This is a genomic window from Streptomyces sp. NPDC048297, from assembly GCF_043201585.1.
Lineage (GTDB): Bacteria > Actinomycetota > Actinomycetes > Streptomycetales > Streptomycetaceae > Streptomyces.
The window spans coordinates 266,620-290,776 of record NZ_JBICZA010000003.1 but is presented as its reverse complement, the minus strand read 5'-3'; the positions used below and the strand labels follow the sequence as shown (position 1 = coordinate 290,776).

The following is a 24,157-nucleotide window of genomic DNA, read 5'->3' as shown; positions in this document are numbered from 1 at the left end:
CCGCCGGCCGACCGCGTGACGACACCACTGTCGGCGCGGTCCGGCGCGCCTTGCCCCCACGCCTGCCCCCACCTTCGGCCCCACCTTCGGAGATACCCCCATGCCCCGTCGCGACGGTGACGCCCTTCCCCTGACAGCGGCCCAGCGCGAGATCTGGCTCGCCGAGCAGCGCTCCCGGACGCCGATTCCGGGCTACCGCGTCGGCGAATGCCTGGAGATCCACGGGCCGGTGGACCGTGAGCTGTTCGAGACCGCGCTGCGCCGGGTGGTCGACGAGGTCGACGCCCTGCACGTGACCTTCGTCGACGACGGGGAGGGCCCGCGCCAGGTCCTGAGGGAGAGCTGGGACTGGGCTCCGGCCCACCTCGACCTCAGCGAGGAGTCCGACCCCCGGGCGGCGGCCGTGGCATGGATGGAGCGGGACCTGCTGCGACCGCTGGACCTCGCCCGTGACCCGCTGTTCGGCCACGCGCTGATCAAGGCGTCGCCGACGGAGTACCTCTGGTACCTGAACTACCACCACGTGGTGCTGGACGCGATCAGCAGCTCCATGCTCCGGCAGCGGGTCGGCGAGGTGTACTCGGCACTGGCCGAGGGCGGCGCCGTGCCGCCCTGTCCGTTCGGCTCGCTGCGGGACCTGGTCGACAGCGACGCCGCCTACCGCGCCTCCACCGACTTCGCCACCGACCGCGCCTACTGGACCGGGCGCTTTGCCGACCTGCCCGCCCCGACCCGGCTCGCCGACACTCCCGCGACCGACCCGCACCGCGCTCTGAGGGTGGCCGAGGAGCGGGAACTGCGTCGCCCGGACGCCCTGCGGGCGGCGGCGGGACGTTCCGGCGTCAGGTGGTCCCGGCTGGTGGTCGCGGCGACGGCGCTCTACGCCCACCGGCTGACCGGCCATCAGGACGTCGTGCTCGCCCTGCCGGTCACCGCCCGTCGGGGCGCCGACCGCGACCTGACGGCGGTGCCGGGCACGATGTCCAACGTGGTGCCGCTGCGGCTGACGGTGCGGCCGGACATGCCGTGGCGCGAACTCGTCGCCCAGGCGGCCCGGGAGGTCGAGACGGCCGTCGCGCACGAGCGCTACCGCAGCGAGGACCTGCTGCGGGACCTCGGCGCCCCCGGCGGCATCGGGACGGCGTTCCCGCTGATCGTCAACATCATGGCCTTCAACTCCAGGCCGAGCTTCGCCGGGCACCCGGCCTCCGTGCACCACTTCGTGTCCGGGTCGACCACCGACCTCGCCGTCTGGGTCTTCGACTACCGGGACGGCAACCCGCCGCTGCTCCGGCTGCACGGCTCGCCGGAGGCGTACGGCCCCGACGACCTCGTCGGCCACCAGCAGCGGCTGCTCGCGCTGCTGGACACCCTCGCGGACTGCGACCAGGACGAGCCGGTGGGCCGGATCGGACTGCTCACCGCCGAGGAGCGCCGCGAGCTGGCGATGCTCGGCACCGGGCCGCTGGCGTCGACCCCGGCCGCGAGCCTGCCGGAGCTGTTCCGGGAGCACGTCCGGGCGACCCCGGACCTGGTCGCGCTGGTGTGCGGCGACGTCTCGCTGACGTACGCGGAACTGGACGCGCGGGCCAACCGGCTGGCGCACGCCCTGATCGCCCGGGGAGCGGGCCCGGAGCGGCTGGTGGCGGTGGCCCTGCCGCGTTCGGCGGAGCTGGTGGTGGCGATCCTCGCGGTGCTGAAGACCGGGGCGGCCTCCGTGCCGGTCGACCCCGAGTACCCGGCCGCCCGGATCGCGTACCTGCTCGACGACGCCCGGCCGGCCCTGCTGGTCACGGACTCCCGCAGCGTGGGTCGGCTGCCCGGGGCCGGGCCCGTCGACCGGCTGGTGCTCGACGACCCGGAGACGGCCGCCCTGGTGGCCGACCTCCCGGCGGCCGACCCGATGGTGGCCGTCGACCCGAGCCTCCCGGCGTACGTCATCTACACGTCCGGCTCCACCGGACGGCCCAAGGGCGTGCTGCCGACCCACGGCGGCCTGCTCGACCTGTTCACCGACCTCCGGCACGTGCACTTCGAGCCGGTGCTGAAGGAGCGGCAGCGGCTGCGGGTGGCGCTGACCACCTCGGTGTCCTTCGACGCCTCCTGGAACCAGCTGTCCGCCCTGTTCGGGGGCCACGAGTTGCACGTCCTGGAACACGCGACCTGGACCGACCCCGACGCCTTCGTCGATTACGCGGCGCGCTTCGGCCTCGACTACGTCGAAGCCCCCCCGTCCTACCTCCACGTGCTCGTCTCCCACGGGCTGCTGAGCGACCCGCGACGGCGCCCGGCACTGGTCGCCGCGGGCGGCGAGGCCGTACCGGAGCGGCTGTGGGAGCAGCTGCGGGCGGCGGAGGACGTGTCCTGCCTCAACCTCTACGGACCGTCCGAATGCACCGTCAACTCGGTGGTCGCGGCGGTGGAGTCGAGCCCCCGCCCGGTGATCGGCCGGCCGGTCACCAACGCCCGGCTGTACGTGCTCGACGGTGCCCTGCGGCCGCTGCCGGCCGGTGCGGCGGGCGAGCTGTACATCGCGGGCGCGGGGCTGGCGCGCGGCTATCTGAACCGGCCGGGGCTGACCGCGGAACGGTTCGTGGCGGACCCGTCCGGGCCGGCCGGCACGAGGATGTACCGCACCGGGGACCTGGTGCGCTGGGACGCGGACGGGAACCTGGAGTTCCTCGGCCGCACCGACGACCAGGTCAAGATCCGCGGCTTCCGGGTCGAGCTCGGCGAGATCGAGGCCGTCCTCGCCGAGCACCCGCAGGTCGCCCGGGCCGCCGTTGCGGTGCGCACCGAGGAGGAGGAATCCCGGCTGGTCGCATACGCGGTGCCCGAGCCCGGCGCCACCGTGACCGGCGCCGCCCTGCGCGACCACCTGCGTGACCGGCTGCCCCGGCAACTGGTGCCGGCCGCGTACGTGCTGCTGGACGCGCTGCCGCTGACCCCGAACGGCAAGCTCGACCGGCGGGCCCTCCCGGCGCCCGGGCGACAGCCCGCCGCACCGGGCCGCGCACCGCGCACCGCGACCGAGCACCTGCTCGTCGGCCTGTTCGCCGAGGTGCTCGGGGTGGCCGAGCCCGGACCGGACGACAGCTTCTTCGACCTCGGTGGGCACTCCCTGCTGGCCACCCGGCTGGTCGCCCGGGTCCGCTCGATCCTCGGCGTGGAGCTGCGGCTCGGCGACCTGTTCGACGCGCCGACGGTGGCGGAACTGGCGGCGGCCGTGGACGTCGCGGGCCGGGCGCGCCCCGCCCTGGGGCGGCGCGAGCGGCCCGACGCGATCCCGTTGTCCTTCGCGCAGCGCCGGTTGTGGTTCCTGCACCACATGGACGGCCCGAGCGCCACCTACAACATCCCGCTGACCCTACGGCTGTCCGGGGACCTGGACCAGCGAGCCCTGGAAGCCGCCCTGGCCGACGTGGTCGAGCGGCACGAGAGCCTGCGCACCGTCTTCCCGACGGTCGACGGCGTGCCGTGCCAGCGGGTGCTGGAACCGGAGGAGGCCCGGCCGCGGCTGCGGGTGACCGAGCTCGGTGAACGCGAGCTGCCGGAGCGGCTGGCGCAGGCGGCCCGGTACGGCTTCGATCTCGCCGAGGAGCCGCCGCTGCACGCCGAACTCTTCCAGCTGGCGGCCGAGGAGCACGTGCTGCTGCTGGTGGTGCACCACATCGCCGGCGACGGCTGGTCGATGGGGCCGCTCTCACGGGACCTCACGGCCGCCTACGCGGCCCGCGTCGAGGGCGCGAAGCCGGAGTGGTCGCCGCTGCCGGTCCAGTACGCCGACTACGCCCTCTGGCAGCGGGAACTTCTCGGCGAGGGCTCGGACCAGGACAGCCTGCTGAACAGCCAACTCGCTTATTGGCGCGAGAAGTTGACCGGCCTGCCGGAGCAGGTGGAGCTGCCGTTCGACCGGCCCCGGCCGGCCGCGATGTCCTACCGGGGCGCCCACCTGCCGGTGCGGATCGACGCCGAGCTGCACCAGGGCCTGCGGACGCTCGCCCGCGGTGGCGGGGCCAGCCTCTTCATGGTGCTCCAGGCCGGGCTGGCCGCCCTGCTGGGCAAGCTGGGCGCGGGCACCGACGTCCCCGTAGGCACGCCGATCGCCGGACGGACCGACGAGGCCGCGGACGACTTGGTCGGCTTCTTCGTCAACACCCTGGTGTTGCGTACCGACCTCTCCGGCGACCCGTCGTTCACCGAACTGCTGGGCAGGGTACGGACCGACGCGCTGGCCGCCTACGCGCACCAGGACGTGCCTTTCGAGCACCTGGTGGAGGCGCTGAACCCGGCCCGGTCGCTGGCGCACCACCCGCTGTTCCAGACCATGCTCGCGCTGCAGAACGCGCCCCTCGGCACGTTCGACCTGCCCCGGCTGCGGGTGGCGACCGACCTGGTCCACACCGGGACCGCCAAGTGCGACCTGACCTTCATCCTGGCCGAACAGCCCGGTGCGGACGGCCTGTCGGGCGTGGTGGAGTACAGCACCGACCTGTTCGACGAGGACACCGTGACCGGGATCGTCGAGCGGTGGACGCGGCTGCTGCGCGCCGTCGTCGCCGACCCCGGCCAAAGGATCGGACAGGTGGACGTGCTGTCCGCCGACGAACTCCGCGCGCTGCTCCCGGCGCCTGCCGACCGGAGCGAGGGACCGGCGGAGCACAGCCTGACCGTGCTGTTCGAGCGACAGGTACGGGCGACCCCAACCGCCGTCGCCCTCACGGACGGCGAAGTCACCCTGACGTACGCCGAGTTGAACGCCCGCGCGAACCGGCTCGCGCACGCCCTGATCGACCGGGGGGTGGGCCCGGAGCAGCGCGTGGCGTTGGCTCTGCCGCGCTCGGCGGAGCAGGTCGTGGCGGTCCTCGCCGTACTGAAGGCGGGCGGCGCCTACCTCCCCGTGGACCCGCGGTACCCGGCCGCCCGGATCGCCTACCTGCTCCAGGACGCCCGGCCCACGCTCCTCGTGACCACGAGCCGGACCGGCGACCTGCCGGGCGCGGAGCCGGTGGACCGGCTGCTGCTGGACGCCGCCGACCTGGACGGGCTGCCGGACACGGATCCGGAGGTCCCCCTCGCCCCGGACCAAGCCGCCTACGTCATCTACACCTCCGGCTCCACCGGCGACCCCAAGGGCGTGGTGGTCCCGCACCGGAACGTGGTGCGACTGTTCGGCGCCACCGAGAAGCTGTTCGGTTTCTGCGCCGAGGACGTCTGGACGCTCTTCCACTCCTACGCCTTCGACTTCTCGGTGTGGGAGCTGTGGGGCCCGCTCCTGCACGGCGGACGGCTGGTGGTCGTGGACCACGAGACCAGCCGCTCGCCCGGCCGCTTCCTGGAGCTCCTGGCCCGGGAACGGGTGACCGTGCTCAACCAGACGCCGTCCGCGTTCTACCAGCTGATGCAGGCGGATGCCCAGGCCCCGGAGACCGGCCGCTCGCTGGCACTGCGCACGGTGGTGTTCGGCGGTGAGGCGCTGGAGCACGCCCGGCTCGCGAGCTGGTACGAGCGGCACCCGGACGACGCGCCGCGGCTGGTCAACATGTACGGCATCACCGAGACCACGGTGCACGTCACGTACGCGGCTCTCGACCGGACCGCAGCCGCCGCCGGCCAGATCGGCGCGGCCATCGCGGACCTGCGGACGTACGTACTGGACGCCCACCTGCGGCCGGTGGCCCCGGGTGTGCCCGGCGAGCTGTACGTCGCGGGCGCCGGCCTGGCGCGCGGTTACCTGAACCGGTCCGCTCTGACCGCCGGGCGGTTCGTGGCCGACCCGTTCGGACCGCCGGGATCGCGGATGTACCGCAGCGGCGACGTGGTGCGCCGCGCGGCGGACGGCAGCCTGCGCTACGTCGGCCGGGCCGACCAGCAGGTGAAGGTGCGCGGATTCCGGATCGAACCCGGTGAGATCGAGACGGCGCTGGCCACGCACCCCGGCGTCGCCCAGGTCGCCGTCCTGGCCCGGCAGGACCGGGCCGACGACACCCGGCTGGTCGCGTATCTGGTGCCGGCCGCGGGTACCGCGCCGGCTCCGGCCGTACTGCGCGCACATCTGCGCGAGCGGCTGCCGGAGTACATGGTGCCGTCGGCGTTCGTCGTGCTGGACGCGCTGCCGCTGACCGCCAACGGCAAGCTGGACCACCGGGCCCTGCCCGCCCCCGACCTCGCCCCGGCGGCCACCGCCCGCGCGCCGCGCACCCCGCAGGAGCAGATCCTCTGCGAGCTGTTCGCCGAGGTCCTGGGTGTGGCGTCGGCCGGCGTCGAGGACGGCTTCTTCGACCTGGGCGGGCACTCGCTGCTGGCCACCCGCCTGGCCGCCCGGGTCCGCGCGACGCTCGGCGTGGAAATGCCGCTGCGCACCCTGTTCGAGGCGCCGACCCCGGCCGGCCTGGCCGCCGCCCTGGTGGCGGCCGGGCCGGCGCAGGCAGCCCTGGCACGGCGCGAGCGCCCCGACGTGATCCCGCTGTCGTTCGCGCAGCGCCGGCTGTGGTTCCTGCACCAGCTGGAGGGTGCCGGCGCGAACTACCACATCTCCCTGGCCTGGCGGCTGTCCGGCGATCTGGACCGGCGGGCCCTGGAGGCCGCCGTGGCGGACGTGGTGGCCCGGCACGAGAGCCTGCGCACCGTCTTCCCCGCGGTCGACGGGACGCCGTACCAGCGGGTGCTGGACGTCGAGGCGGCCCGCCCGCGGCTGCTCGTGAGCCGGACCACCGAGGCCGAGCTGCCGGCCGTCATGGCGCGAGTGAAGGACCGTCGGTTCGACCTGGCGGTCGATGTGCCGCTGCGTGCCGGGCTGTTCGAGCTGGCGTCGGACGAGCACGTGTTCCAGGTGGTGCTCCACCACATCGCCGGCGACGGCTGGTCGCTGGGCCCGCTCGCACAGGGGCTGACCACCGCCTACGCGGCGCGCTGCCGCGGCGAGGAGCCGCAGTGGGAGGAACTGCCGGTCCAGTACGCCGACTACACGCTGTGGCAGTACGAGCTGCTCGGCGACGCGGTCGACGGGGACAGCCTGTTCGCCCGCCAGGCGGCCTACTGGACCCGGCAGCTGGCCGATCTGCCCGAGCAGCTCCAGCTGCCCGGCGACCGGCCCCGCCCGGCACTCGCCTCGCACCGGGGCGGTTCCGTGCCCGCCGGGCTGGACGCCGAGCTGCACCGCGGGCTGCGCGAGCTCGCCCACGCCCACGGCACCAGTCTGTTCATGGTGCTCCAGGCCGGCCTCGCGGTGTTGTTGAGCAAGCTCGGCGCGGGCGACGACATCCCGGTCGGCAGCCCGGTCGCGGGCCGGACCGACCAGGCGCAGGACGAGCTGGTCGGCTACTTCGTCAACACCCTGGTGTTCCGTACCGACACCTCGGGCGATCCGACGTTCGCCGAACTGCTGGGCCGGGTACGGGAGACCGCGCTGGCCGGGTACGCGCACCAGGACCTGCCGTTCGAGTACCTGGTCGAGGCGCTGAACCCGGTCCGGTCGCTGGCGCATCACCCGCTGTTCCAGGTCATGCTGGTGCTGCAGAACGCACCCCGGGCCGACTTCGCGCCGCCCGGGCTGCGCGTCGGCGGCATGCCGTCGACGTCGTCCACCGCCAAGCTCGACCTGATCTTCACCATGTCCGAGCGGCACGCGCAGGACGGCTGCCCGGAGGGGATCGACGGGTCCGTCGAGTACGCCAGTGACCTGTACGACCCGGCCACCGTCGAGACGATGATCGAGCGGTGGGAGCGGCTGCTGCGTGCCGTGGTCGCCGACCCGCAGCGGCGGCTCAGCCGGATCGGCCTGCTCACCGCCGAGGAGCACGCCGAGCTGACCGCGCTGGGTACCGGCCCGGCGGCCCACGCTTTCACCGCGAGCCTGCCGGAGCTGTTCCGGGCTCAGGTGCGTGCGACTCCGGACGCCCTCGCGGTGGTGGGGCCGGAAGCATCACTGACGTACGCGGAGTTGGACGCGCGCGCGAACCGGCTGGCGCACGCGCTGATCGCGCGTGGGGCCGGGCCGGAGCGGCTGGTGGCGGTGGCGCTGCCGAGGTCGGCCGAGCTGGTGGTGGCCATCCTCGCGGTGCTGAAGACCGGCGCCGCGTACCTCCCGGTCGATCCGGAGTACCCGGCCGCCCGGATCGAATACATGCTCGACGACGCCCGGCCGGTTCTGATGGTGACCGACGCCCGCACCCGGGGCCGGTTGCCGGAGACCGGTTCCGCAGGGTGGCTGGTCGCCGACGACCCGGAGACGGCCACGCTGGTGGCCGGTTGCCCGGCGACGGACCCCGCGGTGGCCGTCGATCCGGGCCACCCGGTCTACGTCATCTACACGTCCGGCTCCACCGGCAGGCCCAAGGGCGTGGTGGCGACGCACGGCGGTCTGCGCAACCTGTTCGCCAACCAGTGTCCGCTGATGTTCCGGACGGGGGAGCGGACGCGGGTGGGGCTGACCACGTCCGTGTCGTTCGACGCCTCCTGCGACCAGATGTTCGCCCTGTACGCCGGCCACGAGCTGCACGTCCTGGACGAGGCGACCTGGACCGACCCGGAGGCCTACTTCGAGTACGCGGTGCGGGCCGGCCTTGACACTGTCGGCGGCACCCCGTCCTACCTGCAAGTTCTCGTCGAACACGGCCTGTTGGACGACCCGCGGTGGCGTCCGTCGCTGGTCGGGCTGGGCGGGGAGGTCGTACCGGAGCAGCTGTGGGAGCGGTTGCGGGCAGCCGACGGCGTGTTCTCCCTGAACTACTACGGGCCGGCCGAGTGCACGGTCGACTCGGTCGTCGCGCCGCTGGAGTCGAGCCCGCGCCAGGTGATCGGCCGCCCGCTCGGCGGTGTCCGGCTGCACGTGCTCGACGCCGCCTTGCAGCCGGTGCCCGCGGGTGTGCCGGGTGAGCTGTACATCGCCGGTGCGGGGCTGGCGCGCGGCTATCTGAACCGGCCGGGGCTGACCGCGGAACGGTTCGTGGCGGACCCGTCCGGGCCGGCCGGCACGAGGATGTACCGCACCGGCGACCTGGTGCGGTGGGGTGCGGACGGGAACCTGGAGTTCCTCGGCCGCACCGACGATCAGGTCAAGGTCCGGGGATTCAGGATCGAGCTCGGCGAGATCGAGGCGGCACTGGCGGAACTCCCGCAGGTCGCGCAGACCGCCGTGATCGTCCGGCAGGACCGGGCGCAGGACACCCGCCTGGTCGCCTACCTGGTGCCCGCCACCGGGGCGGAGCTTCGGCCGGAGGACCTGCGGGCGCACCTGCGCGAGCGGCTTCCGGACTACATGGTGCCGGCCGCGTTCGTCCTCCTCGACGCGCTGCCGCTGAACGCCAACGGCAAGCTGGACCGGCGCGCCCTGCCCGAGCCCGAGGTCACCGTGACGCGGTCCGGACGGGCACCGCGCACTCCCCAGGAACACGTGCTGGCCGGGTTGTTCGCCGAGGTGCTGGGGCTGCCTCAGGTCGGTGTCGACGACGACTTCTTCGACCTGGGCGGGCACTCCCTGCTGGCCACCCGGTTGGTGGCCCGGGTCCGTGCGGCCCTGGGTGTGGAACTCGCGCTGCGCACCCTGTTCCAGACCCCGACCGTGGCCGGGCTGGCCGCCGCTCTGGGCGGCGCGGACCGGGCCCGGCTCGCCCTGGAGCGGGCAGAGCGGCCCGAGCTGGTGCCGCTGTCGTCCGCCCAGCGCCGACTGTGGTTCCTCCGCCAACTGGAGGGCGCCGACTCGGTCTACAACATGCCGCTCGCATGGCGGCTCTCGGGACCACTGGAGCCGGCGGCCCTGGAGGCAGCGCTGGGCGACGTCGTCGACCGGCACGAAACCCTGCGCACGGTCTTCCCGGCCGCGGACGGCGTGCCCCACCAGCAGGTACTGGCCACCGGAGAGGCGCACCCGAGGCTGTCGGTCACCCCGGCCGACGAGACGAACCTGCCGGAACTGCTGGCGGGAGCCGCGGCGCGCGGGTTCGACCTCGCGGCCGAACCGCCGCTGCGCGCCGAGGTGTTCGAGGTTTCGGCGGACGACCACGTGCTGCTCCTGGTGATGCACCACATCGCCGGTGACGGCTGGTCGCTGGGCCCGCTGGCCGCCGACCTGGCCACCGCCTACGCGGCGCGCCGCCAGGGCGAGGAGCCGCAGTGGACGCCACCGCCCGTGCAGTACGCCGACTACACCCTGTGGCAGCACGAGCTGCTCGGCGACCCCGCCGACCAGGACAGCCTGTTCGCCCGTCAACAGGCCTACTGGACGGATCGGTTGGCAAACCTGCCGGAGCAGATCCGGCTCCCCGCCGACCGCCCTCGCCCCGCGAGCCCCTCCCACCGCGGCGGTCACCTCGCGATCGAACTGGACGCCGAACTGCACGCCGGGCTGCTCCGGCTGGGCAGGGAGCACGGCGCCAGCGTGTACATGGTGCTGCAGGCCGCCCTGGCATCGCTGCTGGACAAGCTCGGCGCCGGAACGGACATCCCGGTCGGCAGCCTGATCGCCGGCCGGACCGACCAGGCCCTGGACGACCTCGTCGGATTCTTCGTCAACACCCTGGTGCTCCGCACGGACACCAGTGGCGACCCGGCCTTCACCGAGCTGCTGGGCCGGGTCCGCGAGGGCGCGCTGGCCGCGTACGCGCACCAGGACCTGCCGTTCGAGCACGTCGTCGAGGCCCTCAACCCGGCCCGGTCGCTCGCCCGGCAGCCGCTGTTCCAGGTGCTGCTCGCGCTGCAGAACGTGCCCCGCACCGAGTTCGAGCTGAGCGGTCTGGACGCCGAGATCGTCCTGGTGCGGACGCCGACGACGATGTTCGACCTTGGCTTCCACCTGCTGGAGCGCGGCGGCACCGGCGGACCGGCCGAGGGCATCGTCGGGCGGGTCGAGTACAGCACCGACCTCTTCGACCCCGCCACGGTGGAGACACTGGTCGCCCGGTGGCTGCGGCTGCTGGCGTCGGTGGTCGCCGAGCCGGACCGGCCGCTGAGCCGGATCGACGTCCTCACCACCGAGGAACGGCACGAGCTGCTGGTCGCGCGCAACGACACCGCCCGCCCGGCTCCCGATGCGGGCCTGCCCGCTCTGTTCGAGGCGCAGGTCCGGACGACTCCCGAGGCCCCGGCGGTGGTGTTCGAGGACACCGTGCTGACCTACCGGGAGCTGAACCTCAGGGCCAACCGCCTGGCGCACGATCTGATCGCGCGCGGGGTGGGTCCGGAGCAGGTCGTCGCCCTGCGGCTGCCGCGCTCCGCCGAGCTGGTGGTCGCCGTCCTCGCGGTGCTCAAGACGGGCGCCGCCTACCTGCCCATCGACCCGGACTACCCGGCCGCGCGGATCGCGTACATGCTCGAGGACGCGCGCCCGGCGGTCGTGCTCGACGACCTCGCGGCCGTCACACCGGACGGGGAGCGGCCGGAGCACGATCCGGCCGTCACCGTGGACCCGCGACACCCGGCCTACGTCATCTACACCTCGGGCTCCACCGGCCGGCCCAAGGCCGTGGTGATGCCCGCCGCCGGGCTGCTGAACCTGCTGGCATGGCACCACGGAGCCGTCGGCGGCGAACCCGGCACGCGTACCGCGCAGTTCACCGCGATCGGCTTCGACGTCTCGGTGCAGGAGACCCTCTCCGCCCTGCTGTACGGCAAGACCCTTGTGATGCCGACCGAGGAACAGCGCCGCAGCGCCGAGCTGTTCGCCCGCTGGCTGGACCGGCACCGGGTCGAGGAGCTGTTCGCGCCCAACCTGGTGGTCGAGGCGCTGGCCGAGGCCGCCGAGGAGGCCGGCCTTGAACTGCCGAGCCTGCGGCTGGTCGCCCAGGCCGGTGAGGCGATGCGCCTCGGCGGTGCCGTACGCCGCTTCCACGCCCGCCGGCCGGGCCGGGTCCTGCACAACCACTACGGGCCCGCCGAGACCCATGTGATCACCGCCTACCCCCTGCCGGCCGACCCCGCCGACTGCCCGCTGCCGGTACCGATCGGCCGCCCGATCGCCAACTGCCAGGTGTACGTGCTGGACTCGGCACTGCGGCCCGTCGTCCCCGGCGTGCTGGGTGAGCTGTATCTCGCCGGTGCGGGACTCGCCCGCGGCTACCTGAACCGGCCCGGACTCACCGCCACGCGGTTCGTCGCCAACCCCCACGGTCCGGCCGGCTCGCTGATGTACCGCACCGGTGACCTGGTCCGCTGGGGCGCCGACGGAGAGCTGGAGTTCGCGGGCCGGGTGGACCACCAGGTGAAGATCCGCGGGTTCCGGGTCGAACCGGGCGAGATCGAGGCCGAGCTGGCCGCGCACCCGGGTGTCGCCCAGGTCGCGGTGCTCGCCCGCGAGGACCGGCTCGTCGCGTACGTCGTCCCCCTGGCCGGGACCGGCGCGACCCCGGCGGAGCTGGCGGCGTACCTGCGCGACCGGGTGCCGGACCACCTGGTCCCGTCCGCGTTCGTGCTGCTGGACGCGCTGCCGCTGACGCCGAACGGGAAGCTGGACCGGGCGGCGCTGCCCGCGCCGGAGCCGGGTGCGACCGTCGGCGGCGGCCGGGCGCCGCGTACGCCGCAGGAGCAGATCCTGTGCGAGCTGTTCGCCGAGGTGCTGGGCGTGCCACGGGTCGGGGTCGACGACGACTTCTTCGATCTCGGCGGGCACTCCCTGCTCGCCACCCGGCTGGTCTCGCGGGTCCGGGCGACCCTCGGCGTCGAGCTGGAACTGCGCGCCATGTTCCGGGCGCCGACACCCGCCGGGATCGCGGCCGGGCTGCACGACGCCGGCACCGCCCGGCAGGCCCTGGTACCCCAGCCCCGCCGCGAACCGATGCCGCTGTCGTTCGCCCAGCGCCGGCTCTGGTTCCTCCAGCAGTTCGGGGCGCCGAGCGCCACCTACCACATGCCGCTCGCCCTGCGGCTGTCCGGCGACCTCGACCGGGCCGCGCTGAGCGCCGCGCTCGCGGACGTGGTGGCCCGGCACGAGACCCTGCGTACGGTCTTCCCGCACACCGCCGGAGTCCCGTACCAGCGGGTGCTGGACACCACCGAGGCCGCCGTCCCGCTGACCGTACGCGCCGCCGGCGAGGCGGAGCTGCCCGGCCTGCTGCGCGAGGCGGCGGTGCGCGGCTTCGACCTGACCTCGGAGGTACCGCTGCGGGCGGAGCTGTTCGCCCTCGCGCCGGACGAGCACATGCTGCTGCTGGTGATGCACCACATCGTCGGGGACGGCTGGTCCATGGGCCCGCTGGCCCGCGACCTCGCCGCGGCCTACACCGCCCGGCAGGGCGGCCTGGCACCGAACTGGCCGCCGCTGCCGGTGACATACGGCGACTACACCCTGTGGCAGCACGAGATCCTCGGCGACGAGCACGACACCGACAGCGTGTTCGCCCGCCAGGTCGCCTACTGGACGCAAACGCTGGCCGGGCTGCCCGAGCAGCTGCAACTGCCTGCCGACCGGCCGCGCCCGGCCACCATGTCGTACGGCGGCGATCTGCTGGAACTCCGAATCGACGCCGAACTGCACGCGGCGCTGGCGGAGTTGGCCCGAAGGTCGGGCGTGACCCTGTTCATGGTGCTGCAGGCCGCGCTCGCCGCGCTGTACACGCGCTTGGGCGCGGGGGAGGACATCGCGATCGGGAGTCCGATCGCGGGGCGCACCGACGAGGCGCTGGACGATCTCGTCGGCTTCTTCATCAACACGCTGGTGCTGCGCACCGACACGAGCGGCGACCCGAGTTTCACCGAGCTGCTGGGGCGGGTGCGGGAGACGGCGCTGTCGGCGTACGCGCACCAGGACGTGCCGTTCGAACACCTGGTGGAGACGCTGAACCCGTCCCGCTCGCTGTCCCACCACCCGCTGTTCCAGACCGGGCTGGTCGTGCAGAACGCGCCGGGCGGTGACTTCGAGCTGCCGGGTCTGAAGGTCTCCGGGGTGAGCGTGCTCACCGGGACCGCGCGGCTCGACCTGACCTTCGGGTTCGCGGAGGAGCACGGGCTCGACGGCGCCGCGGCCGGGCTCAGCGGTGCGGTCGAGTACAGCACCGACCTGTTCGACCGCTCGACGGTCGAGACCCTGGTCGCCCGGTGGACCAGGCTGCTGACCGCGGTCGCCGCCGCGCCCGACCAGCCGATCGGCGGAATCGACCTGCTGTCCGCAGAGGAGCGCCGCGAGCTGCTGCCCGCCTTCGAGGACGAGGCGGCCGGGGTGGCCGGGGCGGCCGGGGCGAGCCTGCGGGAGCTGTTCGCGGCGCAGGTGACGGCGGTGCCGGACGCGGTCGCGCTGGTGTGTGGTGACATCGAGCTGACGTACCGTCAACTCAACACCCGGGTGAACCGGTTCGCGCATGCGCTGATCGCCCGGGGTGTCGGGCCGGAGCAGGTCGTGGCGGTGGCACTGCCGCGCTCGGTGGAGTCCGTGGTGGCCGTCCTGGGCGTGCTGAAGGCCGGGGCCGCGTACCTGCCCGTGGATCCGGCGTACCCGCAGGCCCGGATCGCGTACATGCTGGACGACGCCCGCCCGACCGTGGTCGTCGACGACCCGGCGACGGTGACCGATGGCGACTGGCCGGACAGCGATCCAGAGATCACACTCGACGTCCGGAATTCGGCCTACGTGATCTACACCTCGGGTTCGACCGGCCGCCCCAAGGGCGTCATGGTGAGCCACACCGGCGTGTCGGGCCTGGTGGCGGCGCAGGTCGACCGGCTCGGCGTGGCGCCCGGAAGCCGGGTTCTCCAGTTCGCCTCGCCCAGCTTCGACGCGTCCTTCTGGGACCTGTGCAGTGCCGTGCTCACCGGTGCTGCCCTCGTCCTGGCCCCGTCCGAGGCCCCGCTGGAGGCCCTGACGGACCGCCGGCTCGACGTCACCCATGTGACGCTTCCGCCCTCGGCCCTGGCCGCGCTGGAGAGCGCCGACCTCACGGCCGGCACCCTGGTGGTGGCGGGCGAGGCCTGCACGCCGGAGCTGGTGGCCCGGTGGGCGCCGGGCCGGCGCATGTTCAACGCGTACGGTCCGACGGAGACGACGGTGTGCGCGACCATGAGTGACCCGCTGTCCCCGGGGCCCGGTGTACCGCCGATCGGCCGGTCGTTCGCGGGCTTTTGGGTGTACGTCCTCGATGAGCGGCTGCGCATCGTGCCGCCGGGGGTGGCGGGGGAGTTGTACGTCGCCGGCCCCGGTCTGGCGCGCGGCTACCTGAACCGGTCCGGGCTGACGGCCGGGCGATTCGTCGCCTGCCCGTTCGGCCCGGCGGGCGCGCGGATGTACCGCACCGGAGACCTGGTGCGCCGACGCGACGACGGGGAGCTGGAGTACGTCGGGCGTGCCGACGACCAGGTGAAGGTGCGCGGCTTCCGCATCGAGCCCGGCGAGGTCGAGGCGGCGCTGACCGAGCACCCCGCCGTCGCCCAGGCCGCTGTGCTCGCCCGGGACGACCGGCTCATCGGCTACGTCACGGCCCGTCCTGAAACGGCCGTCCGCCCTGCGGAGCTGGCGGCGTACCTGCGTGACCGGCTGCCCGACTACCTCGTACCGGCTGTCTTCGTGGTGCTGGACGCGCTGCCGCTGACGCCGAACGGGAAGCTGGACAGGGCGGCGCTGCCCGCGCCGGAGCCGGGTGCGACCGTCGGCGGTGGCCGGGCGCCGCGTACGCCGCAGGAGCAGATCCTGTGCGAGCTGTTCGCCGAGGTGCTGGGTGTGCCACGGGTCGGTGTCGACGACGACTTCTTCGAGCTGGGCGGGCACTCCCTGCTCGCCACCCGGCTGGCCGCGCGGGTGCGTTCGGTGCTCGGAGTGGAGGTGGCGCTGCGCGCGCTGTTCCAGGCGCCCACCGTGGCGGGCCTGGCCGAGGCGCTGGCCGGGGCCGGTCACGCCCGCCCGGCGCTGACCACGCACGAGCGGCCGGAGGCGGTGCCGCTGTCCTTCGCCCAGCGCCGGCTCTGGTTCCTGCACCGCATGGACGCCACCGCCGCGACGTACCACATCCCGCTGGCGCTCCAGCTGACCGGAACGCTCGACCGGGCGGCGCTGGACGAGGCGCTGGCCGACGTGGTGGCCCGGCACGAGAGCCTGCGGACGGTCTTCCCGGAGGTCGACGGCGTACCCTGCCAGCGCGTCCTGGACCCGGCCGAGGCCCGGCCCCGGGCGCGGCTGACCGAGGTGCCCGAGGCCGAGCTGCCCGAGACCGAGCTGTCGGAGGCCGAACTGTTCGAGCGGCTCGCCGAGTGCGCCCGGCAGCCCTTCGACCTGGAGGCCGAAGTACCGCTGCGGGCAGAGCTGTTCGCCCTCGCGCCGGACGAGCACGTGCTGCTGCTGGTGATGCACCACATCGCCGGTGACGGCTGGTCCACCGGCCCGCTGGCCCGCGACCTGGCCGAGGCGTACGCCGCCCGGTGCGAGGGCCGCACGCCCAACTGGCTTGCCCTGCCGGTGCAGTACGCGGACTACACGTTGTGGCAGCGCGCCCTGCTCGGCGACGCGACAGATCCGGAAAGCCGGTTCGCCGAACAACTTGGCTACTGGAAGCGCCAGCTGGCCGACCTGCCGGAGCTGCTCCAGCTGCCCACCGACCGGCCGAGGCCCGCCGTCGCCGGCTGGCGCGGGGACCACGTCGGCCTTGAGCTGAGCCCCGAACTGCACACCGCCCTGGTGGAGTTGGCCCGAAGGTCGGGCGCGAGCCTGTTCATGGTGCTGCAGGCGGCGTTGGCGGCGCTGTACACGCGGTTGGGTGCGGGGACGGACATTCCGATCGGGAGTCCGATCGCGGGGCGTACCGACGAGGCGCTGGACGATCTGGTCGGGTTCTTCGTGAACACGCTGGTGTTGCGCACCGACACGAGCGGTGACCCGAGTTTCACCGAGCTGCTGGGGCGGGTGCGGGAGACGGCGCTGTCGGCGTACGCGCACCAGGACGTGCCGTTCGAGCACCTGGTGGAGGCGCTGAACCCGTCCCGCTCGCTGTCCCACCACCCGCTGTTCCAGACCATCCTGGCGGTGCAGAACGCTCCGATGGGCCGGTTCTCCCTGCCCGGCCTGGACGTCGCCACCTACGCGGTGGCCACCGGAACCGCCAAGTTCGACCTGGGTGTGAGCCTCGTCGAACAGTTCGGTCCGGACGGCAGCCCGGCGGGGATCACCGGCGCGGTGGAGTACGCCACCGACCTGTTCGACCGCTCGACGGTCGCAGCGCTCGCCAGGCGCTGGACGCGCCTCCTGGAGGCGGTCACCGCCGACCCGGACCGGTCGATCGGACGGATCGAGCTCCTCGACGCCGACGAGCGGCACCGTTTGCTGGAGCAGGGCGACGCGACTGCCCGGGAGGTGGCGGCCGTCCCGGTGCCGCAGGCGTTCGCGGCGCAGGTGGCGGCGACACCGGACGCGGTCGCGCTGGTGTGTGGTGACATCGAGCTGACGTACCGTCAACTCAACACCCGGGCGAACCGGTTCGCGCATGCGCTGATCGCCCGGGGCGTCGGGCCGGAGCAGGTCGTGGCGGTGGCCCTGCCGCGCTCGGTGGAGTCCGTGGTGGCCGTCCTGGGCGTGCTGAAGGCCGGGGCCGCGTACCTGCCCGTGGATCCGGCGTACCCGCAGGCCCGGATCGCGTACATGCTGGACGACGCCCGGCCGGCACTGATGGTCGACGACCCGGCGCTGGTGACCGAAGTGTCCGCGTGGCCGGAGACCGACCCCGAGGTCGCGCTCGACGTCCGGCATCCGGCCTACGTGATCTACACCTCGGGCTCGACCGGCCGCCCCAAGGGCGTCGTGGTCGGCCACGGCGGCGTCGCGAGCCTGGTCGCCGGACAGATCGAGCGCTTCGCGATCGAACCCGACAGCCGGGTGCTCCAGTTCGCCTCGCCCAGCTTCGACGCCTCGGTGTCGGAGATCTGCACCGCACTGCTGCGCGGCGCGGCCCTGGTGCTGCCCCCGACGGCGGACCCGGTCGCCGCGCTGACCGACCGGGACCTCGCGGTCACCCACGTGACCGTGCCCCCGTCCGTCCTCGCCGCCGTGCCGGTCGGCTCCGTGCATGTGTCGACACTGGTGGTGGCGGGCGAGGCGTGCCCGCCGGAGCTGGTGGAGCGCTGGGCGTCCGGGCGCCGGATGGTCAACGCGTACGGTCCGACCGAGACCACGGTGTGCGCGACCATGAGCGACCCGCTGTCCCCGGGGGCGGGCGTGCCCCCGATCGGCCGTCCGATCGCGGGCGCCCGGGTCTACGTGCTGGACGAGCGGCTGCGGCCGGTGCCGACGGGCGTGGCGGGGGAGCTGTACGTCGCGGGCGTGGGACTGGCACGCGGCTACCTGAACCGGCCGGGCCTGACGGCCGGACGGTTCGTCGCCTGCCCGTTCGGGACCGGTGAGCGCATGTACCGCACCGGAGACCTGGTGCGCTGGCGTGTCTGGGGGTCCCCCCGGCCGGAGGCTGGGGGAGAGCTGGAGTACGTCGGCCGTGCCGACGACCAGGTGAAGGTGCGCGGCTTCCGCATCGAGCCCGGCGAGGTCGAGGCGGCGCTGACCGAGCACCCCGCCGTCGCCCGGGCCGCCGTCCTCGCCCAGGACGACCGGCTCGTCGGCTACGTCGTCCCGCGCCAGGACGAGGCCCGGGACAGTGGCCTGGAAGCGGACCACGTGGGTGAGTGGCAGGACATCTACGACGCCCTGCCCATCACCTCTGAGGAAGCCGGCTTCGGCCAGAACTTCGTCGGCTGGAACAGCAGTTACGACGCGAGCCCGATCCCGGTCGAGCAGATGCGGGAGTGGCGGGACGCCACCGTGGCCCGCATCCTGGCCCTGCGCCCCCGCCGGGTGCTGGAGGTCGGCGTCGGCACCGGATTGCTGCTCTCGCGGATCGCACCGCACTGCGAGACCTACTGGGCGACGGACTTCTCGGCCACGGCGGTCGACGCGCTGACCGCGCAGGTCGCCCGGCAGGACGATCTGGCCGAGCGTGTCGTGCTGCAGACCCGCCCGGCGCACGACACCGAAGGCCTGCCGGCCGGGCGGTTCGACACCATCGTGATCAACTCGGTGGTGCAGTACTTCCCGTCCGCCGACTACCTCGCGGACGTGATCGGGAAGTTGACGCGGCTGCTCGCCCCCGGCGGCACGCTCTTCGTCGGCGACGTCCGTAACCTGCGGCTGCTGCGCCCGCTGGCCACCGCGGTCCAGCTGCACCGGACCGGTGCCGACGGCGACCTCGCAGCGGTGCGCCGCGCCGTGGAGCAGGCCGTCAGGGTGGAGAAGGAACTCCTGGTCGACCCGGACTTCTTCACCGTCCTCGGGGAACGCGGCACGGACATCGGCGCGGTGGCCGTGGAGGTCAAGCACGGCCGACACCACAACGAACTGACCCGCTACCGCTACGACGTGACGCTGCACAAGCCGCCGGTCGCACCGGTGGTTGCGAGCCGGTCCGTCGAGCTGGAGTGGGGGCGGCAGATCACCGGACTGGACGAGCTGCGCGTACTGCTCGCCCGGCCGCACGCGGACGTGCTGCGGATCACCGGGGTGCCGAACCTGCGCGTGGTGCGGGAGTCCGCCCTGGCCAGGGCCGTACAGAACGGCGACGGCTCGCTCGCCGAGCTGCTGGAGCGGCTGCACGCCCCGCAGGAGAGCGAACTCCCCGACCCGGAGGACTTCCGGGCCATCGGGCAGGAGTTCGACCGCTGGGTGGGCGTCACCTGGTCGGCCACGGTGGCCGACGCCGTGGACGTCGTCTTCGCCGACCCGCGGGCGCGGCACGGCCGCACGGTCGAGCCGTACCGGTCGGTCCGGACCGCCGGCAGGCCGCTGTCGTCGCTGACCAACCGCCCGACCGGCAGCCGGGGCACCGGCGCCCTCATCGGCGACCTCCGTGAATGGCTGCGCGGGCGACTGCCCGACTACCTGATCCCGTCGGCGTTCGTGGCGCTGGAGACGTTGCCGCTGACGGCCAGCGGCAAGCTGGACCGCCGAGCGCTGCCCGCGCCCGACCTCGGCCCGGCCGGAGCCGGGCGGGCGCCGCGCACCCCGCAGGAACAGCTCCTCGCCGAGCTGTTCGCCGAGGTGCTCGGCCTGGCCCAGGTCGGCGTCGAGGACAGCTTCTTCGACCTGGGCGGACACTCACTGCTGGCGACCCGCCTGGCCTCCCGCGTCCGGGCGACCCTGGGTGCGGAGCTCGAAGTCCGGACGCTGTTCGAGACGCCGACCGTGGCCGGACTGGCGGCCCGCCTCGACGGTTCCGGCACAGCACGGCCCACGCTGACCACGCGGCCGCGCCCCGGACACGTGGAGCTGTCCTTCGCCCAACGCCGCCTGTGGTTCCTGCACCGGATGGACGGACCGAGCGCCACCTACAACATGCCGCTCGCGCTGAGCCTGACCGGCGAACTCGACCGCCCGGCCCTGCACGCCGCGCTCGCGGACGTGATCGCCCGGCACGAGAGCCTGCGGACGGTCTTCCGCGAGACGGACGGCGTGCCGTACCAGGTGGTGCTGAGCGCTTCGCAGGCGTACCCGGAGCTGCCGGTGGCCGACCTCGACGAGAGCCGGCTGGCCGAGCGACTGGCGCGGACGGCCCGGCGGGGCTTCGACCTGGCGGCGCAGCCGCCGGTCCGGGCGGAGCTGTACGCGCTCGCGCCCGACCGGCACGTGCTGCTGGTCGTGGTGCACCACATCGCCGCCGACGGCTGGTCGATGGGGCCGCTCTCCGGCGACCTCGCGGCCGCCTACACGGCCCGCTGCCGTGGCGAGGAGCCGCAGTGGTCCCCGCTGCCGGTGCAGTACGCCGACTACACCTGCTGGCAACGCGACCTGCTCGGTGACACCGCCGACCCGACCAGCCTGTTCGCCCGGCAACTGGCCTACTGGAAGGACGAGCTGGCGGGAATTCCGCAGCAGGTGCAGCTGCCTGCCGACCGGCCCCGGCCACCGGTGGCCTCCCAGCTGGGCAGCCGGGTCGCGGTCCGGCTGGAGCCCGACCTGCACCAGGCACTGCGGGACCTGGCCGCCGCGCGCGGCGCCAGCATGTTCATGGTGCTCCAGGCCGGCCTTGCCGCGCTGCTCACCCGGCTCGGGGCCGGCACCGACATCCCGGTCGGCAGCCCGATCGCCGGCCGTACCGACCAGGCGCTGGACGACCTCGTCGGCTTCTTCGTCAACACCCTGGTGCTGCGCACCGACACGAGCGGCGATCCCGGCTTCGCCGAACTGCTCGGCCGGGTGCGGCAGAAGGCACTCGCCGCATACGACCATCAGGACGTGCCGTTCGAGTACCTGGTCGAGGTGGTCAACCCGGCCCGTTCGCTGTCGCACCATCCGCTGTTCCAGATCATGCTGGCCCTGCAGAACGCGCCGGTGGGCGAGTTCGCGCTGCCGGGCCTCACGACCGGCCACCTGGAGGCGTCGACCGGGACCTCGCGGGTCGACCTGACGTTCAGCCTGGCCGAGCAGTTCGGCCCGGACGGCGCCCCCGACGGCCTGGTCGGCGCGGTGGAGTACGCCACCGACCTGTTCGAACCGGCCACGGTGGAGCTGCTGTTCGAGCGCTGGGCACGGCTGCTGCGCGCGGCGGTCGCCGACCCCGGCCGGCCCATCAGCCGGATCGACATCATGTCGGGCGAGGAACGCCGCCGGCTGCTGTCCCAGGCCACCGGCGCCGCGTTCGAACTGCCCGAGGCCGCGCTGCCGGAGCTGTTCGCCCGCCAGGTGCGCGCCACCCCGGACGCGGTGGCCGTCGTGGCGGGCGCCACCGAGCTGACCTACCGGGAACTCGACCAGCGGTCCAACCGCCTCGCGCGGGCACTGATCCGCCAGGGCGTACGACCGGAGACACCGGTCGGGGTACTGCTGGACCGCTCGGCGGACCTCGTCGTGGCGCTCCTGGCGATCATCAAGGCGGGCGGCGCCTACGCGCCCCTCGACTCGCGCTTCCCGCAGTCCCGGATCGACCTGATCCTGAAGGAGGCCGGGGCCGCGCTGGTGGTCACCGAGGACGTGCTGACCGAGTTGATCGAGGGTGAGCCCGACTCGTCCGGCATCGAAGTACAGTGCGATCAGCGACAGTTGGCGTACGTGATGTACACCTCGGGCTCGACCGGCCGCCCGAAAGGCGTGGCCGTCACCCACCGCGACGTGGTGGGTCTCGCGCTCACCCCTGAGTACCACGGCGGCGGACACGAGCGGGTGCTGATGCACTCCCCGACCGCCTTCGACCTCTCGACCTACGAGCTGTGGGTGCCGCTGCTGGGCGGTGGCCGGATCGTGGTCGCACCGCCCGAGCGGCTCGACCTCGACCTGCTGCAGCACACGATCAGCACGCACGGGGTGACCGGACTGTGGCTGACGGCCGGCCTGTTCCGCCTGGTCGCCGAGGAGCGGCCGGGCCTGCTCGCCGGGGTGCGCGAGGTGTGGACCGGCGGTGACGTGGTCTCCCCGGCCGCCGTCGCCCGGGTGCTGGACGTCTGCCCCGGCGTCGAGGTGGTCAACGGCTACGGGCCCACCGAGGCCACGACCCTGGCCACCTGCCACCCGGTGCACAGCCTCCCCGGGAACGCCGCGACCGTGCCGATCGGCGGGCCGATGGCGAACATGCGCGCCTACGTGCTCGACGAGCACCTGCGGCCGGTGCCCACGGGCCTGGTCGGCGAGCTGTACCTCGCGGGGACGGGCGTGGCCCGCGGCTACCTCGGCCGACCCGGCCTCACGGCGGAGCGCTTCACCGCCGACCCGTACGGGCCGCCCGGGAGCCGGATGTACCGCACCGGCGACCTGGCGTGGTGGCCGGCCGGGGGAGGCGCACTGGAGTTCGCCGGACGGACCGACCACCAGGTCAAGCTCCGCGGCCTGCGGATCGAGCCCGGCGAGATCGAGGCGATCCTCGCGAGCTGCCCGGGTGTCGCCCAGGCGGCCGTCGTCGCCCGCGAGGACCGGCCCGGCGACAAGCGGCTCGTCGCCTATCTGGTGCCCGCCCCCGAGGGCGTGCCCGAGGCGGCCGAGCTCTCCGGACGACTGCGCCGGGAACTGCCCGACTACATGGTGCCGTCGGCGTTCGTCACCCTGGAGGCGCTGCCGTTGACCGCCAACGGCAAGCTGGACCGGGCCGCCCTCCCCGCCCCCGAGTACGGGGCACAGGGCACTGGACGCGGCCCCCGGACGCCGCGGGAGCAGCTGCTGTGCGACCTCTTCGCCGAGGTCCTGGGCCGGGAACAGGTGCACATCGACGACAACTTCTTCGATCTGGGCGGGCACTCGCTGCTGGCCGCCCGCCTGGCCTCCCGCGTCCGCGAGACCCTCGGCCTGGAGCTGGGCCTGCGCATGCTGTTCGAGGCGCCGACCGTGGCCGGTCTCACCGAGCGCCTGGTCATGGACAACCCCGACGACGCCTTGGACGTCGTACTGCCGCTGCGTTCGACCGGGACCGGCACCCCGCTGTTCTGCGTCCACCCCGGCGGCGGCATCAGCTGGTCCTACAGCGGGCTCCTGAACCACATCGGGTCCCGGCACCCGGTCTACGCGATCCAGGCGCGCGGCCTCGGCCGTCCCGAACCCCTGCCGACGTCCTTCGAGGAGATGGCGGCCGACTACGCCGACCAGATCCGCAAGATCCAGCCCGAGGGTCCGTACCTGCTGCTCGGCTGGTCCGCCGGCGGGCTGATCGCCCACGCGCTCGCCTGCGAGCTGCACAGGCGCGGCGAGCGGACCGCGCTGCTGGCCATCCTCGACGCCTACCCGGTGAAGGACGTGCGGTTCGAGGAGATGCCCGTGCCCACCGAGCGGGACGTGCTCGTCGGTGTGCTCGACGTCGACCCGGACGAACTGGGCGACCGGGAGCTGACCTACGCCGAGGTCGCCGAGGTCCTGAACCGGCGGGGCAGCGCGCTGCAGGGCCTGACGGAGCAGCAGATCGAGGTCATCGTCCACATCATGATCAACAACGCGAAGCTGGCGGTCGACTTCGTCCCCGCCCGGTTCGACGGCGACCTGCTGCTGTTCAACTCGACCATCGACCGCGACGGGGACGACGCCGGGCCCGCGACCTGGCGCCCGTACATCGCGGGCCGGATCGAATCGCACGAGATCACCACCCGGCACAACCGGATGACCGAAGCCGGCTCGCTGGCCCAGATCGGACCGATCCTGGCCGCCCGCCTCGCCGCGGCCACCGGGGACGCCACCGCCCGCCACCCCGCGGGCACCGATGACACCACCCTTTCCCACCAGGAGGACTGACCC

The 24,157-nt window shown here is 73.7% G+C and carries 1 protein-coding gene; it reads left to right on the top strand.

What is annotated here, in order from left to right; all coding sequences use genetic code 11:
- The first annotated feature begins 100 nt into the window (after nucleotides 1-100).
- Nucleotides 101-24,154 carry a non-ribosomal peptide synthase/polyketide synthase gene (locus ACGFYV_RS04970; RefSeq protein WP_393876941.1) on the top strand — a complete coding sequence of 8,018 codons (24,054 nt, stop codon included), beginning with the start codon at nucleotides 101-103 and terminating at the stop codon, nucleotides 24,152-24,154.
- Nucleotides 24,155-24,157: the final 3 nt, after the last annotated feature.